We start from the raw sequence: 15487 nt of genomic DNA, 5'->3' as shown, positions 1-15487 counted from the left end.
GGCTTTTTTTGAAGCTTCATTTAAATACACGAGTTAAAACAACCCGATCCTTTAAAGGATCGGGTTGTTTTTTAGATACATGTGAATTGAAGTCTCTCGGTCAAAAGCTGAAGTGATCCTTTATCCAGTGCTTGTCGGGGGCCAACAGGATGTTGGTCAGATAGTCGTTGCCACAGGACGTGGCGAACTTAGGCTATCTTCCTTTAAGCGGGCCGCTTCAGCATTTAAGAATATCCAGCTTCACACGCCAGCTACTTGGGTCACTTCGGTCTCTCGACACAAGACAAAAAGCGTCTTGTGTTCGAGCCCTCCAGTGCCTGTCGTAGCTAAACGGGCGTGTTCAGCATTTATTATAAATCAATAGTTTTTGCATCAAAGATGTTGTCTTGTACTTTTAGGAAGTCGACGTTTTCGATGTGGTTATCTACTGATAACATCATGATGGCATCTCCGCCTTGGTTTGACCGACCAACTTGCATTGTTGCGATGTTGATGTCTTTTTCTGCTAATAGTGTTCCGACACGGCCGATTGCACCTGGTTTATCAGTATGTTTGATAAATAGTAAGTGGCCGTCTGGTACAACATCAATTACATAGTCATCTACTTTAACGATACGAGCACCAAGACCGTTTAATAGAGTTCCTGTTACTTTATGTGTTTCAGTAGCGGTAACTAATTCAACAGCAATTGAGTTTAAGAAACCTTTTGCTGTAGTAGTTTTATGTTCGTTAATTTTAATTGTGTTACGTTCAGCTAAGTAACGTGCATTTACGTTATTTACGTGGTTGCCTAAATTTCGTTTTAATAATCCTTTTACAGTATTGTTTGTTAATGGACGAACGTCGAAGTTAGCTAACTCACCAGCGAAGTATAGATTGATTTCTTCAACTGCCGCATCTGATAGGCGAGACACGAAAGCACCTAATTTTTCACCAAGGTCGAAGAAAGGTTCGATTTTCGCGATAATGTCTTTAGGAATAGATGGCATGTTCACTGGATTTCGAACAGTACCAATGTTGAAGTAGCTTAGGATATCATGACTTACATCAACAGCAACTGATTCTTGTGCTTCAATAGTAGAGGCACCTAAGTGTGGTGTTGCAATGACTTGAGGTAATTCTAATAGGCGGTTTCCTACAAATGGTTCTTCCTCCATTACGTCAAGAGCAGCACCAGCGACTTTACCTTCAACGATAGCATTATAGAGTGCTTCTTCATCAATAATGCCACCACGAGCACAGTTGATGATACGAACGCCGTCTTTCATTAATGCAAAGATTTCTTTGTTGATCATATGTTTTGTTTCTTTTAATAGAGGTGTATGGACTGTGATAAAGTCAGCTACTTTAACAACATCTTCAACTGAACCGAAGTCTACGCCTAGTTTTTCAGCTTTTTCAGCAGTTAAGAATGGATCGTAAGCAATAACGTCCATGCGATTACCTTTTGCACGGTGTGCCACTTCTTGTCCGATACGCCCGAAACCGATAACACCTAATGTTTTATTTTTTAATTCAACACCGACGAATTTTTTACGATCCCAGCGTCCTTCTTGTAATGACATATGTGCATGTGGAATATGACGAGCAAGAGCCATAATCATTGCAGTTGTATGTTCAGCAGCAGAATTAGTATTACCATCTGGTGCATTTACTACGATAATCCCTTTTTCAGTAGCAGCATCTAAATCGATGTTATCTACACCAACACCAGCGCGGCCGATTAATTTTAAATTATCAGCAGCCTCAATGATGTCACGAGTAACCTTTGTTTGGCTACGAACTAATAAAACATCAAAATCTTTAATTTTAGTCTTTAATTCATCTGGAGTTAAGCCAGTTTCAATAACTATATTTAAATCTAATTTTTTTTCTTGGCGAAGAGGGTAAATACCATCTTCGCTTAGTGGATCACTGATCAAAATGTTAATAGCCATAATTAGTTGTTCGCTCCTTCAAGATAAACTTTTTGTGCTGCTGCTAAACCTTTTCCAAGCTCAATCTCTTTACCAATTTTAACAAGTGCAATTTCGATTGCTGCCAATGTTTGTAGCACATCAGTTGGAGCGCAGTAGCCCATATGACCAACACGGAAGATTTGTCCTTTTAAGTGTTGTTGACCACCTGCTACAGATAGGTTGAAATCAGTTTTTAGTACTTTACGGAATGCTTCAGCATCAAAATCAGCTGGTTTAACAGCCGTAACTGTTGGTGAAGCATCATTATCTGTTGTAAATAGTGGAATATCTAGTGCTTTAAATGCTGCACGTGTCATATCACGCATTAATGCATGACGTTTATATACTTCTTCAAATCCTTCAGCTTCCAGATTTTTAAGTACTTGTTCAAGCCCAAATAGTAAAGATAAAGCTGGTGTGAATGGTGTTGTATCTTTTTCCAAGTTATCGCGGTATTTTGTTAAATCTAAGTAGAATCCTTTTTTAGGGTTATCTTCGATGACTTTCCAAGCACGATCACTTACACCGATAAAGTTTAGACCTGCAGGAAGCATAAAGGCTTTTTGTGAACCGGTTACTAGAACATCGATACCCCATTCGTCCATTTTTGTTTCAATGCCGCCCATGCAAGATACACCATCAACAATTACAAGTGCTTCAGATACTTCATGAACTGCTTTTGCTAATTCGCCAACTGGATTGATAACACCTGTTGATGTTTCGCAATAAGTAGAGAATACAGCAGTAATATCTTGGTGTTCTTTTAAGTAATTTTTTACCGCTGTCGGATTTAACGATGTACCCCATTCAACTGCAAATTCTTCAACGTCAATTTGATATGCTTGGCAAATTTTTGTGAAACGTTGGCCGAATACACCTGTTGCTACAACTAACACTTTATCACCAGGTTTTACAACATTAACGATTGCAGCTTCTAAACCGGATGTACCGCTACCTGTAATCATAAGAACATCTTGTTCTGTACCGAATGCTTTTTTCAAGCCCGGTTTAATGTTTTGGATCATTTTAGATGTTTCTGAACCTCGGTGACCAATCATAGGTTGTGCCATAGCGCGTTCTACGCTTGGTGGAATTGGAGTTGGACCTGGAATTCTTAATAATTGATAATCTTGTAACATGTTAAATCTCCTCTCTTATTTGAAAAACAATTAAAGTATTTGAAAATATAAAAAGCCTTCCGTCCCTTACATAAGATTATGTAAGGGGCGAAAGGCTAAATTAACAGACGCGGTACCACCCTTGGATTACTGTCCACTCTAAAAGGACAGTCTTTGCTATATGCGTAACGTGCATGATTCGTATAGGCATACTTTGGAATGTTCAACCTATCTATTCGGGAGTGGAACCTGCCGCTGAAACCGCTAATTTTCACCAACCATTAGCTCTCTAAAGATTTCAAAATCGGGAAGCATGTCTCCGTCATCATATTTTTTCTGTGTTTTAAATTTAAATCAATATTAATGCTATATTCGGGTAATGTCAACATTGTTTTGGAAAATTAATATAAATTAGGTTTAAATGAGGTGTAAATTAACTTAAAACCGAATCAATTAATCTTTTTATATAAAAATAGTTCGTATTATAGGAGAGGACACTAAAAAGTTGGAATTTGTGTTTTTGGAACTGGTTTTAATGTGGATTGCATTTTAATATGGCTAAGACATTTTTTAATAAGTCTATATAGAATGCATATTCTAGAAGATTTATGATATTAGTGTAATAAAGTGAAGCGTTTTCATGAAAAGACATGTCTTTTCAAATTATCGTTCGAAAATAGTAAACTTTAGTTTGAAATTTTATTGTTAAAACAGTCAATCGTTCGGAATATAGGTAATTCAGATTTTCTTAGTGAAAATTAAAAATGTAGCACAATATCAAAAAGAAAGGTTTAAAGGTGTTTAGAGAAATTAAATTACATACGCAAAATGAAAATTAAAAATAGATATCTTTAAGGGGGAAAAGATAATTTATCCTAATGGTTTACATGAATTATTACTGAAGAATAAAGACTTATTTTCTTGAGTGGCTACTTAAAATTTAGATATTCATAACTCATATTTTAAAAAAATTCTAATTTCTAAGCTACATTTATTGTAAATAGAGGTGTTTAAACATTAGGTGAAGAAATATAATGAAACGTTATTCACTTTAATAGTAAGGAGGGTGAGAGTTATGGATTATGACGTGATAGTCATAGGAGCAGGACTGGCTGGACTCGTAGCTACAGCGGAATTATCGGATCAGGGAAAGAAAGTATTATTACTTGATCAAGAGCCAGAAGCTTCTCTTGGCGGACAAGCTTGGTGGTCTTTTGGTGGATTATTTCTTGTTGATTCACCAGAACAAAGGCGTCTTGGTGTAAAGGATTCAAAAGATTTAGCTTGGAGAGATTGGCTAGGCTTTGCAAAGTTTGACAGAGAGAAAGACCAAGATTACTGGGCTATAAAATGGGCAAAAGCGTATGTTGATTTTGCATCAAGGGAGAAACGCGAATGGTTGCAAAGTTTAGGTATTAGATTCTTTCCTGTTGTAGGGTGGGCAGAACGTCAAGGTAACTCAGTTCCTCGCTTTCATATAACATGGGGAACTGGCCCCGGATTAGTGAAGCCATTTGAAGAAAAATTAAGGGCCGCTATTAAAGCTGGGCTCGTAGACTATAAACCACGTCATCAAGTAGATGAATTGATAACTTCCACTAATGCTGTAACTGGAGTAAAGGGGAAGATTTTAGTGCCTAGTAGTGCTAAACGTGGAGAAGAAAGTGCACGCGATTCAATAGGCAATTTTGAATATAAAGCGAAGGCCATTATTGTCACAAGTGGTGGAATTGGGGCTAATATCGAGTTGGTACGCAAAAATTGGCCACAAAGTTTAGGGGAGGCTCCAGAACGAATGATTTCTGGAGTGCCTGCACATGTAGATGGGCGAATGCTAGATATTTCTGAACGTGTAGGAGGTCGCATAGTTAACAAAGATAGAATGTGGCATTATACAGAAGGAATTCAAAATTGGAATCCCGTTTGGCAAAATCATGGTATTCGCATTTTACCTGGACCGTCTTCACTTTGGTTAGATGCTGAAGGAAATCGTTTTAAAGCTCCTAATTTTCCAGGTTTTGATACCCTTGGTACGTTGGAGGCTATTCAAAAAACTGGCTATGATTATTCTTGGTTTATATTGACGGAGAAAATTATTGAAAAAGAATTTGCGTTGTCAGGATCAGAACAAAATCCGGATTTAACTGAGAAAAATGTTAGGAAAGTGCTTCAACGTATTTTACCTGGGCCGACAAAACCTGTTAAAGCATTTATGGAAAATGGAGCAGATTTTGTGGTGGCTAATAATTTAAGAGAATTAGTGAATGGTATGAACAAAATTGCAGGAAATGAACTAATTCATATTGAACATATTGAAGAACAAATAAAAGAACGAGATGACGAGATAAATAAGAAATTTACGATGGATTTGCAAGCAAAAGCAATTCACGGAGCTAGAAATTATATAGGGGATAAAGTCATTCGTGTGGCTAAACCACATAAACTATTAGATGCTAGTAAGGGGCCGTTAATAGCTGTTCGACTAAATATTCTAACACGAAAAACATTAGGCGGTTTACAGACAGATTTAGATGGCCGAGTGTTAGATGAATCGATGAATCCGATTGAAGGGCTGTATGCCGCTGGGGAAGTTGCTGGTTTCGGTGGCGGAGGCGTGCATGGCTATAGAGCATTAGAAGGAACTTTTTTAGGAGGATGTTTATTTAGCGGTAGGCAGGTAGGACGTGGAGTTTTGAAAGATATAAAAAATAATAATCTTTCGAAAAATAAAGGTATTCTGGAGAAAATAGAGAATATTAATATATGAATAACTGTTCATTTTTAAACAAAGGGGTGTTTTTAATGACATTTGAAACATTAAAATTAGAGAAGAATGGTAGATTGGCTACGTTGACTTTGAACAGGCCAACTGCGATGAATTCTATGAATGAAGTGATGATGAGAGAATTAGCTGAATGCTTTGAAGCGTTAAATGATGATGGGGATATACAAGTGCTCATTATTAAAGGGGAAGGGAAAGTATTTTCAGCTGGTGGGGATATTAAAGCGATGTTGAATGAGGACAGCCCGATGGATATTGACGAAGTAATGGTTGATATTACACGCTTTGTTAAGGCCATATATATGTTACCAATGATAACAATTGCAGCAGTTCACGGGGCATCAGCAGGTTTAGGCTTTAGTTTAACACTAGCTAGTGACATTATCATTGCTGAAGAAACTAGTAAACTGGCGATGAATTTCATTGGAATCGGTCTTATACCAGATGGTGCAGGCCATTTCTTCATGAAGGAGCGTTTAGGCACACCGCTTGCAAAACAGATGATTTGGTCAGGTGACGTATTGCCGGGTCCTGAAGCAAAAAAACTAGGCTTGGTAGATGAAGTAGTGCCTGAAGGGAAAGCTTCTGAACAGGCGGATTTATTAGCGCAAAAATTGTTACAATCACCAGTAGCTGCGATGATTGCTTCAAAGGAAATCTTGCATACACAAAAGTGTGCAGAGCTATCGAATGTGCTCAAAATGGAAGCCGCTGCGCAATCAAAAATGCGTAAAACGGTGGATCATTTAGAGGGTATTCAAGCATTCGTACAGAAACGTACACCGGTTTTCAACGGACAGTAAAAAAATGCCTTTCACAATGTAACTTTTGTGAAAGGCATTTTCATTATGAATGGAACAATATTAATTTGCCAGCAGAGTTTACTAAGCGATGTGTTTGATCAGCCAACCCTTTTTCTTCAACTTGTTGTTGCCCTTTAGTTTTGGCAGTTACATCATCAGCAAATTCCCAAGCTTCGTCAAAAAGTGTTTTACCTGATTTTTCGAACGCTGTAAATCGATACGTTTTCATATTCATCACCTTTTTTTATGAATGTGTATTCATTATACTAGAAAAGTCAGAAAAAACATACAAATCAGTAAAGGGATTTTAATAGTAGTCTATCAGCTATGCCAGAGCTTTTGTAGAGCTTTTGCTATAAATTACCGGAATTTTGTGATAAAATAAGAACAAATATTCGTATCTATTGAAGGAGGAAATCATGTCTACAATTCGATTTTTTCATACTGCTGATTTACATCTAGATAGCCCATTTAAAGGGATGTCAGCACTCCCAAAGGAGCGTTTACAGGAACTTCGTAATAGCACATTTGCAGCATTTGATCGATTCATCCAATATGCTGTAAGAGAACGGCCTGATTTTATTGTCATTGTTGGCGATATATATGATGGAGAAGATCGTAGTTTACGTGCACAAGCTCATTTCCAAAAAGGTATGGAACAACTTTTTGACAAGAATATACCAGTCATTTTGAGTTATGGAAATCACGATCACCTGAATGGGAAATGGACACGCTTCGAATTGCCTCCAAATGTCCATGTACTACCAAAGCAAACAAAGCAAGTGAACTTGCAAATTCGCGAAACTGCAGTTCATATATATGGCTTTAGTTATCCTGATCGGCATGTGACGGAGCCTATGATAAATACATATCCAGTTGCTACAAATAAGGAGGCATTTCATATTGGTATGCTCCATGGAAGCTTAATGGGAAATACAACACATGATGTCTATGCACCGTTTACAAAAGAAGCTTTACTTTCGAAACAATATGATTATTGGGCACTAGGGCATATTCACTTACGTCAAATAATAAATGAACATCCACCGATAGTTTATTCAGGTAATATTCAAAGCCGGCATCGTAAAGAGCGGGGTATAAAAGGGTTTTATGATGTAGAGATGGACCAGCATCGCACAAACCTGGATTTTATACCGACATCAGTGATTGTTTACGATGAATTTGAAGTTAATTGTGATGGTCTTATTCATGCTAATGAAATTTTACAAGCATGTGAAAAGTCGTTGCAACAATTTCGTGATATTAATGGTGCAGGTGTTGTAGAACTAAAGCTTGTGCAACTAGAACCTAGCGCTAAGATGTTATTTGAAGAGAGTACTATAGAAGAATGGCTTGAATTGATACGAGAGAGAGAAGAGTTGAAATCTCCTGCTATCTGGGTACAGTCTGTTCACGTCAATTGGCAAGACTTCATAGTATATGATCCCACTGTTGCAACAGAAGCAGTACTCAATGTTATTGATAGTTGGGACGACAGGCAATGGAAGGAAAAGCTGAAAGATCTCTATCAACATCCTAGAGGAGGCCGTTATTTAGAACCTCTATCTGAATTAGATTTAGAGCAAATATCAGAACAAACAAAAGACTTATTTAAAAACTTAGTATCAAAGAAACTTTAACTTTGAAGTTATGAAGGGAGTGAACAATATGTATATCCACAAATTAGTTATTTTTGGATTCGGTCAACATGAGAATGTAACGATTAATTTGAAACAAGGTATTAATGTATTTTATGGGCTCAATGAAGCGGGAAAAACGACGATTCAGCAATTTATACTTCATATATTATTTGGTTTTCCTCAAAAGAATGCGCAACAGCTCCGCTACGAACCGAAAGCAGGCGGTAAATATGGAGGCCAAGTGCATGTGATAGACGATGAATTCGGAAATTGTATTATTGAGCGAGTGAAGGGGAAAGCGATAGGGGATGTTACGGTCTATTTTGAAGATGGTACAAGAGGGTATGAAGAGGCGTTAGCGAAAATAATACATGGCTATAATCGTGAAGGCTTTGAAGCCATTTTTTCGTTTTCTGTTCACCAATTGCAACAGCTAGAGCATATGTCTGAAGACGAACTAAGTAAAGTATTATTAGCTTCAGGTACAACAGGCATTGATCAGTTAACTAAACTTGAAAAGGATCTTGATAAGAAAATTGGAGAACTCTTTAAGAAATCTGGAAAAAACCCAACGATAAATAAACAGATTGAAGAACTTCGTGAAAGTGATCAGACTCTAAAAGAAGAGCGTAAAAAGCTTGAGGAATATGAACCTACTATTTTAAGGTTACAGCAAATTACAGCAGAACTAGATAATATTAAATCAACTGAATCTATGCAATTGCAAGAACAGCAGAAGTTACATATATTCCGTCAACTTTATCCGCTATTACAAAAGAAGGAACAGGTGGAACAAGAGCTCCGATCAATTTTACAAAGAGGATTTCCGACAAATGGAGTGCAACGTTATGAGTTGTATAAAGACAAAAAACTCGAAGTACAAGCTGTATTAAACCAAGTTCAGCAAGAAAAAGAAGTAATCCAAAAGCAGCTCCAAGCAGATTTTAATGATGAACGATACCAACTATTAAAGAATCTCAATGACCAAGATAGTGAATGGCGCGAGTGGAACTCAAAGGTGAAAAGTTTAGAAAATGATATTGAAATACTACAACAAGAAAAAATCGCTCAATATCGTTTGTTAGGTATTACGGATGGTGAACAGCAACATGCTTTAGAGCAAACGGAAGTTTCTCTTGAGCAGGAAGAATATTTTCGCCAATTAGTAAAGCAATTGGAAGAAAATGAAGAGCAATATCGGTTCGGTCAACGTACTGTAGATCAGCTTCAACAGGAGTTAGCAATAGTCGAACAAAAACTAGACAATCTTTTTGAACAGCAACCGTCTGACTATGAGATAGAACGAGCTGCCAATTGGTCGGCAAAAATACAAAAAGTAGCTGAAGCGAAGGCGACCTTAAATCAAGATGTAAAGGGATTTAAAAATACGAAATCAGTAAAACTCTTAAGTGTAGCGATTGCTATAATAGCTATTCTAATTGGCACTAGTCTATCTAATTGGCTTGTAATCGCAATAGGTATCATTGTAGCTGCTGCATTATGGTTTATTTTGGACAATGGATCAAATGATAATGATTCTGTAAATACAGAAGCTCTTCAACGTGAAATTCGCGAATTTCAATCACAGCAATCTGACATGGAACAACTACTGAAAAAAATTCGCCAATTTGAAGATCGTATTACTCTGTTACAAGAACAATATGATGATAAAAAAGTACAAATGAGAGAAGCCCAACAAGCCGTATCTAAATTCAATATGTATATCGAACAAAGTGAAGAGCAACTTCAACTTTTTTTAAAACGTTTTCAAATAAGCGGCTCATTACAGCCTGAACTTCTAACAGAGCTATTTAGGCAAGTACGTGAGCTCCAGCAAAAAAGCACAAGTATAGTGATGAAAGAACATCAATTAGAGCGACTTTATGCGCTAATAAATGAGCGTATGAAGGATGCCTCATCTGCTTGCGAAATAATTTGTACGAGAGAAAATTTATCCGCTACAGTTCAATCTGTCTTTTTCAAAATGACTGAGCAACAGCAGCTTGTTGTAACTGCTAAAGAAAAACTACAACAATTAGATAATATTATTGATGAGAAGACGAATTTGCATAAATCTTATACAACTGAAATCTTAAATTTATTTGAAGAAGCCGATGTTGAAACAGCCGAGGAATTCTATAAGGCTAACGAGCAATTTCAGCTATATAAAGATAATTCCCTAGCATTAAAACAAGTAGAGGAACAATTGTCAATGTTCGATGAATCAGCTGTCAAAGTTCAATTAAACGATATAGAATCCCAAAGTCTACTTGAGCACATATCAGCTACGCTGCTATCTTTACAAGAAAAAAAAGATAAGTTACTCAGCGAACATGCGGAGCTACAAGCGAAAACAATAGGTCTATTATCAGATGAGAAATATGGTATTCAGATTCAAAAGTTTGAAGAGCAAAAAGCCGCTTTAGCAGAGCGAGCACGTGAATGGGCGATTAATCAAGCAATTGCAACAGCAATACAGGAAACTATGCGTAACTTAAAAGAAAAAAGACTTCCATCAGTTTTGCAAGGAGCAGAACGATATTTTAAACAGTTAACAGGTGGCCGCTATGAGACATTAGAGATAAACTCGGAAAGTGTTTTCGAAGCAGTTGCTGAAGATGGTATGCGCTATACAATAGCTGAATTGAGCCAAGCGACGAAGGAGCAAGCCTATATAGCATTACGATTTGCTTTGGCGGATTCATTACAACAATCTGCACCATTTCCGATTATTATGGATGATCCTTTTGTCCATTTTGATCGTTTGCGCATTGGGAACATGGTACAATTAGTTGATAGTATTCAAACGAAACACCAGATACTCTATTTTACATGTCATGAAAATATGATAGATCAATGGGCAAAATCATTCGTCATTCATGTTTCAAATTTAAAAGGTGAAAGGAGATTGACTTCTATATGAATGGTATAGCATCACTTCAAGTCGGAGAGCCAGTCGATCATTATTTATTAATTAAACAAGCTACAAAAGGCGTTACAACAATGGGGAAGCCATTTATGACGCTTATTTTACAAGACAAGAGCGGCAGTATTGAAGCGAAATTATGGGATACAGGCGAAGAGCATGAAAAACTATATCAATCTGAGGGTATTGTACGTGTCGGTGGAGAAATCCATGATTATCGTGGTAAAGCTCAACTACGTATAAAAGCAATCCGTCCAGTAGCGAATGATGAGGGAGTTTCCGTAGTAGATTTAGTACCTTCTGCAGAGACGCCAAAAGAGGAATTATATGAGCAATTGATGCAGTTCTTCTTCGAAATTAAAAACCCACAAATTTCTCGCATTACTAGACATATATTAAAAGAAAACCAAGATGAAGTTATGACGTTCCCAGCAGCGACAAAAAATCACCATGATTATGCATCTGGTTTACTTGATCACGTTGTATCGATGTTGAAATTAGGTCGAGCAATAGCTGATTTATATCCGACTTTAAATAAGGACTTATTATATGCAGGCATTATTTTACATGATATCGGTAAGGTAGTTGAATTATCTGGACCAGTAGCAACATCATACACTGTCACAGGTAATATGCTAGGGCATATTTCGATTATGGTGACAGAAATTGCGAAAGCCGCAGATACACTTCAAATCGAAGGTGAAGAAGTCATGTTATTGCAACATATGGTGTTATCTCATCATGGTAAAGAAGAATGGGGAAGCCCTAAAAAGCCAATGTTGCAAGAAGCGGAGATGCTTCACTACATCGATAATATCGATGCAAAAATGAATATGCTAACACGTGCTCTAGGTAAAACGGTTCCAGGGGAATTTACAGAAAGACTATTCCCATTGGATAATCGTTCATTCTATAAACCAACAATAGACTAATAAAATAAAAAAGGACCTTTCAGCGATGCTGAGAGGTCCTTTTTACGTACTAAAGGAGGTTTACTGTTAACAGTTACGGAACAGTCCATGGAATGGTTTGTGACATGGCTTATTCGTATTGCAGTGAACTGGATTACCTGGATCAACTACTACGTTTTCAGTAGATTGTGTGTAGTAATGACGCGGTACATTAACAATGTGTTTTCTGTTTACAGTAACTACTGGGTGGATAACTGGAACTTCTCTTTCAACATAGCAATCATTGAACTGATATTGAGTAGGGCATACGACCGGGTGTTGACCGTGATGGCAATGACCGTGTCCGTGACCGTGGCCGTGGCCGTGACCGTGACCGAAACCATGGCAGTGGTGATGGTTGTGACGTTTCAAAGGAATCACCTCCGTTCTAACTTGTTAACTCTATAACATGCGACAAAGTAAAACATTAAGAGGACAGAGGCCCGTAAAAATAAAAAAATACCTGACCCATCGTAATGGATCAAGCACTTTTATCTTGCTAATTATTTTTCTGTAGTAGATTTATTATCTAAAAATTGGCTTAGTGCGTCTTTAAGATCTTTGTCTTTAATCTTCACGTCAGCTTCTTTAATTAATTTAGTAGTTGTTTCAATGAATTTATTTTGAGCTGCTTCAGTTGCAGCAATTTTTTGTTTAATGTCATTTTTGCTTTCTTCTAAAGAAGGAAGGTCTTTAACATCACGCTTGTCCTCTAATTTAATGATGTGATAGCCGTGAGCAGATTTAACTGGTTCACTAATCTCACCTTTTTTAAGAGCATATGAAGCGTCTGTAAATTCAGCAACCATTTTATCTGGACCGAACCAACCTAGTTCACCGCCAGCTTCTTTAGAACCTGGATCTGTAGAGTACTTTTTAGCAAGTTTAGCAAAATCTTCACCTTTATCTAGTTTAGATTTTACTTCTTTAGCTGTTTCTTCATCAGCAACTAAGATATGGCTTGCTTTTACTTCTGTTTTCATACGTTCGTAGTATGCTTCGATATCTTTTTCAGAAATATCCATAGCTTTTTCTTGTAATAAAAGAATACGGACGTAATCTTCTTTGAAATCTTTTTCTGTTAAGCCTTGAGCAGCAAGAGTTTGTTCGAAACTTTCACCCATTGCTTCTTTTTGCTTTTTGAATTCTGCTTCTACTTCTTTATCAGTTATTTTGTATTTATCTTCTAAAACACTTTTGATAACTAATGTTTGAAGTGTTTGTGTACCAGCCGCGCTCTTCATTTCTTGGTACAGTTGTTCTTTAGTAATATTTCCTGCTTTTGATTCTGCTACTACTTCGTCACTTGAATTATTTCCACATGCAGCAAGAGCAAGAACAGATGCTGCTAGTGTAAGTGATAATACTGTTTTCTTCATCTTTAAAATCTCTCCCAACTTTAGTCACTTCTAACTAATGTATTTGTAACTATAACACAAAACGAAAAAAAAAGAAAAAGGTTCCATATTCATTTAGCCTAAAACCCTAAAACATATTTGCATAAGATAGCAAAGAGAAGGGAGGTGCGGGTAATGGGTAATGGTGGTGGATATTCTAATGGTTCAGGCTTTGCTTTACTTGTCGTGTTATTTATTTTGTTAATTATTGTTGGCGCAGCATTTATGTGCTAATTTTTAGGCAATAAGAAAGTCCATTTGCAGTAATGCGAATGGACTTTCTTATTTATTATTTTCACTAATTTGAGGACAGAGGAACTAACTTAATGTTGATAGAACTTATCCAACAAGCTATTTTCAATGCTATAAAATGAATATTGTTTACACAGTAAACAGAATCTCCAAGTAAAATGAGATTAACAAAATAGTAATCAATACATTTATAGTTCGGTATATTTTTGGTTGTTTTTCTTCAGGAATTTCTTTTTGCGCACAAAGTGCATACGTCATCCGGTTGATTTGAAATAAATAAAACACCGAGAATAGGACGACAATGGCAATCATCAAGTCTTTTCCTCCCCTCTATCTACATCATAAGCATAACAAACAAAGAACAGAAATGACAAGTTAATCATCACTGGTTAGATGATGGAACTAAAATTTCAAACCCCTTATCTGTTTCTTCAATCAATGCCGTTTTAGGCGAATGTATAAGATGTTTGACATACAATAGATCAATTAAGCAAAGTCCACAGTGATAAGCCAACAAAATCGAAAAGTAATGTCTAAAGGATGGAAACATTATCGCGCCAATTACTAAAACTAAGTTCAGTAGAATAAATGGTACAAGCAATGCAAAAACATAACGACTTTTTAAAATGGGCTCATGGATACGCATCGATAATACAGGTAAAAAACTATATTGTTTCTCGATGGAAAAGCGCAAACTTTTACGATAACTAAATAACGGCATAAAATGTAGCAGCTTATGAGCAGGGTAAATCATAAAAAAGACCATTAAGAAGAGCGGAAATAAGTGATCTGATAACGGAGCTTCTTTAAATATATTTAATACTATATAAAAAACAGAAAATACGCTAATGACGATTATAGTAGACAATAAAAAAATACGATCGTGGCCGTATTGTTTCTGTACATTAATTGTTTTCCAGCAATGCAAGGTTTAGCATCTCCAATTTCAATATATGATAATCTTCGAAACCTAACATTAATGCTTTTCATAAGGAAAATCAAGTTATTTTATATTAAAAAAAAGATAGCGTTTTCATACCTGAGTATTGAACGATTGGAGCAATACTCAGGTTGAACTCGTTTTGAATATTATTCAATTTTGCGTAATGAACCTTCAAAAATGTCCATGAAATCATCCCCGTAGATATTACGAATAATAGCCATAAGGTCTAATAATTCAGGGAATTTACCATACATTTCTTTTAAAGGAAGTGAACCTTCAAGAACACTATGCTTTGATTGGTTGTAATTTTCTGTCAATTCAACAAGTAATGACTTACCACTTTCGGTGAGCTCAACATATGTATTTCGCTTATCGTCATTACGTTTAGAAAATGCAAGCAATCCACGCTCCTCTAAATTTTTAGAGAAATTAAATGCGGTTGATACGTGCATTACACCAAATTTTGCAATATCAGAAATCGATGCGCCTTCAAGATTAGAAGCAATCCATAATACATGGTGCTCATTGATATTCAAATCATATGGTTTAATCCATGCTTGCCAATCTTTTTCAGCAGCTTTCCAAAGGGCCTTCGATAGCTGGGCGATTCTTTGGCTGTAAAGCATAGCTTCACGAACCGTATACAAGTCTTCAGACATAGCTATCACCAACTTTCGCAATTTTCTAACATTATAACATTATTTGTAAATAATAAACA

14 protein-coding genes and 1 other annotated feature are annotated in these 15487 nt (G+C 36.5%); of the genes, 7 read left to right on the top strand and 7 right to left on the bottom strand.

Going from position 1 to position 15487, the window contains the following annotated elements:
• Positions 1–350: 350 nt before the first annotated feature.
• Together serA and AMD00_RS19835 are read right to left on the bottom strand one after the other, a co-directional pair.
• Entirely contained in the window at positions 351–1937 is a 1587-nt protein-coding gene (gene serA / locus AMD00_RS19840; protein WP_053418757.1) for a phosphoglycerate dehydrogenase, read from the bottom strand.
• Between the two features lie 2 nt (positions 1938–1939).
• Positions 1940–3097, bottom strand: a complete 1158-nt coding sequence (locus tag AMD00_RS19835) for a pyridoxal-phosphate-dependent aminotransferase family protein (protein ID WP_053418756.1) — start codon at positions 3095–3097, stop codon at positions 1940–1942.
• A gap of 80 nt (positions 3098–3177) precedes the next feature.
• Positions 3178–3411: a binding site (T-box leader), on the bottom strand.
• Positions 3412–4151: 740 nt separating this feature from the next.
• Here AMD00_RS19835 and AMD00_RS19830 point away from each other — a divergent pair.
• Both AMD00_RS19830 and AMD00_RS19825 read left to right on the top strand, forming a co-directional pair.
• Positions 4152–5843, top strand: a complete 1692-nt coding sequence (locus AMD00_RS19830) for an FAD-binding dehydrogenase (RefSeq protein ID WP_053418755.1) — start codon at positions 4152–4154, stop codon at positions 5841–5843.
• Between the two features lie 35 nt (positions 5844–5878).
• Positions 5879–6661, top strand: coding sequence for an enoyl-CoA hydratase (locus AMD00_RS19825; protein WP_053418754.1), 783 nt, complete (start codon positions 5879–5881; stop codon positions 6659–6661).
• Positions 6662–6704: 43 nt separating this feature from the next.
• On the opposite strand, the gene AMD00_RS19820 is transcribed toward AMD00_RS19825, so the two are convergent.
• A complete protein-coding gene (locus AMD00_RS19820; RefSeq protein WP_053418753.1) occupies positions 6705–6890 on the bottom strand; it encodes a YhzD family protein in 186 nt (61 codons plus the stop codon).
• A 190-nt stretch (positions 6891–7080) separates the two neighbouring features.
• Between AMD00_RS19820 and AMD00_RS19815 the strand changes: the two genes are divergently transcribed.
• From AMD00_RS19815 to AMD00_RS23740, 4 genes are all read left to right on the top strand, one after another.
• Positions 7081–8301 carry a metallophosphoesterase family protein gene (locus AMD00_RS19815; protein ID WP_053418752.1) on the top strand — a complete coding sequence of 407 codons (1221 nt, stop codon included), beginning with the start codon at positions 7081–7083 and terminating at the stop codon, positions 8299–8301.
• 28 nt (positions 8302–8329) lie between these two features.
• Positions 8330–11224 (top strand): ATP-binding protein, encoded by a 2895-nt coding sequence (locus tag AMD00_RS19810; RefSeq protein ID WP_053418751.1) that lies wholly within the window; start codon positions 8330–8332, stop codon positions 11222–11224.
• A complete protein-coding gene (gene yhaM / locus AMD00_RS19805) occupies positions 11221–12159 on the top strand; it encodes a 3'-5' exoribonuclease YhaM (protein ID WP_053418750.1) in 939 nt (312 codons plus the stop codon). The genes AMD00_RS19810 and yhaM overlap by 4 nt, the downstream gene beginning before the upstream one ends.
• A gap of 87 nt (positions 12160–12246) precedes the next feature.
• Positions 12247–12585, top strand: a complete 339-nt coding sequence (locus tag AMD00_RS23740) for a hypothetical protein (RefSeq protein ID WP_211258678.1) — start codon at positions 12247–12249, stop codon at positions 12583–12585.
• Positions 12586–12680: 95 nt separating this feature from the next.
• Here AMD00_RS23740 and AMD00_RS19800 read toward each other — a convergent pair whose 3' ends face one another.
• Complete coding sequence (locus tag AMD00_RS19800) at positions 12681–13556, bottom strand: peptidylprolyl isomerase (RefSeq protein ID WP_053418749.1); 876 nt, start codon at positions 13554–13556, stop codon at positions 12681–12683.
• A 153-nt stretch (positions 13557–13709) separates the two neighbouring features.
• Here AMD00_RS19800 and AMD00_RS23015 point away from each other — a divergent pair, with 153 nt between their 5' ends.
• Positions 13710–13808 (top strand): YjcZ family sporulation protein, encoded by a 99-nt coding sequence (locus AMD00_RS23015; protein WP_083446313.1) that lies wholly within the window; start codon positions 13710–13712, stop codon positions 13806–13808.
• A 147-nt stretch (positions 13809–13955) separates the two neighbouring features.
• Here the strand turns inward: AMD00_RS23015 and AMD00_RS19795 are convergent, their stop codons facing one another.
• The 3 genes from AMD00_RS19795 to AMD00_RS19785 form a co-directional block, all read right to left on the bottom strand.
• A complete protein-coding gene (locus tag AMD00_RS19795; RefSeq protein ID WP_370588357.1) occupies positions 13956–14138 on the bottom strand; it encodes a hypothetical protein in 183 nt (60 codons plus the stop codon).
• A 70-nt stretch (positions 14139–14208) separates the two neighbouring features.
• Positions 14209–14754 carry a DUF3267 domain-containing protein gene (locus AMD00_RS19790; RefSeq protein WP_053418748.1) on the bottom strand — a complete coding sequence of 182 codons (546 nt, stop codon included), beginning with the start codon at positions 14752–14754 and terminating at the stop codon, positions 14209–14211.
• Between the two features lie 161 nt (positions 14755–14915).
• The gene (locus AMD00_RS19785) at positions 14916–15434 is read right to left on the bottom strand and encodes an HTH-type transcriptional regulator Hpr (RefSeq protein ID WP_053418974.1); all 519 of its coding nucleotides are present in this window, start codon (positions 15432–15434) and stop codon (positions 14916–14918) included.
• Positions 15435–15487 lie beyond the last annotated feature (53 nt).

It is taken from the genome of Viridibacillus arvi (genome assembly GCF_001274945.1).
In the GTDB taxonomy this organism is placed as follows: Bacteria; Bacillota; Bacilli; order Bacillales_A; family Planococcaceae; genus Viridibacillus; species Viridibacillus arvi.
Note: the sequence above shows the minus strand (reverse complement) of the source record. Positions and strands in the feature narration are given on the sequence as shown.

Coding starts and splice junctions, on each gene's coding strand:
- serA (WP_053418757.1), bottom strand. CDS start 1,937: ATGGCTATTAACATTTTGATCAGTGATCCACTAAGCGAAGATGGTATT.
- AMD00_RS19835 (WP_053418756.1), bottom strand. CDS start 3,097: ATGTTACAAGATTATCAATTATTAAGAATTCCAGGTCCAACTCCAATT.
- AMD00_RS19830 (WP_053418755.1), top strand. CDS start 4,152: ATGGATTATGACGTGATAGTCATAGGAGCAGGACTGGCTGGACTCGTA.
- AMD00_RS19825 (WP_053418754.1), top strand. CDS start 5,879: ATGACATTTGAAACATTAAAATTAGAGAAGAATGGTAGATTGGCTACG.
- AMD00_RS19820 (WP_053418753.1), bottom strand. CDS start 6,890: ATGAAAACGTATCGATTTACAGCGTTCGAAAAATCAGGTAAAACACTT.
- AMD00_RS19815 (WP_053418752.1), top strand. CDS start 7,081: ATGTCTACAATTCGATTTTTTCATACTGCTGATTTACATCTAGATAGC.
- AMD00_RS19810 (WP_053418751.1), top strand. CDS start 8,330: ATGTATATCCACAAATTAGTTATTTTTGGATTCGGTCAACATGAGAAT.
- yhaM (WP_053418750.1), top strand. CDS start 11,221: ATGAATGGTATAGCATCACTTCAAGTCGGAGAGCCAGTCGATCATTAT.
- AMD00_RS23740 (WP_211258678.1), top strand. CDS start 12,247: ATGGAATGGTTTGTGACATGGCTTATTCGTATTGCAGTGAACTGGATT.
- AMD00_RS19800 (WP_053418749.1), bottom strand. CDS start 13,556: ATGAAGAAAACAGTATTATCACTTACACTAGCAGCATCTGTTCTTGCT.
- AMD00_RS23015 (WP_083446313.1), top strand. CDS start 13,710: ATGGGTAATGGTGGTGGATATTCTAATGGTTCAGGCTTTGCTTTACTT.
- AMD00_RS19795 (WP_370588357.1), bottom strand. CDS start 14,138: ATGATTGCCATTGTCGTCCTATTCTCGGTGTTTTATTTATTTCAAATC.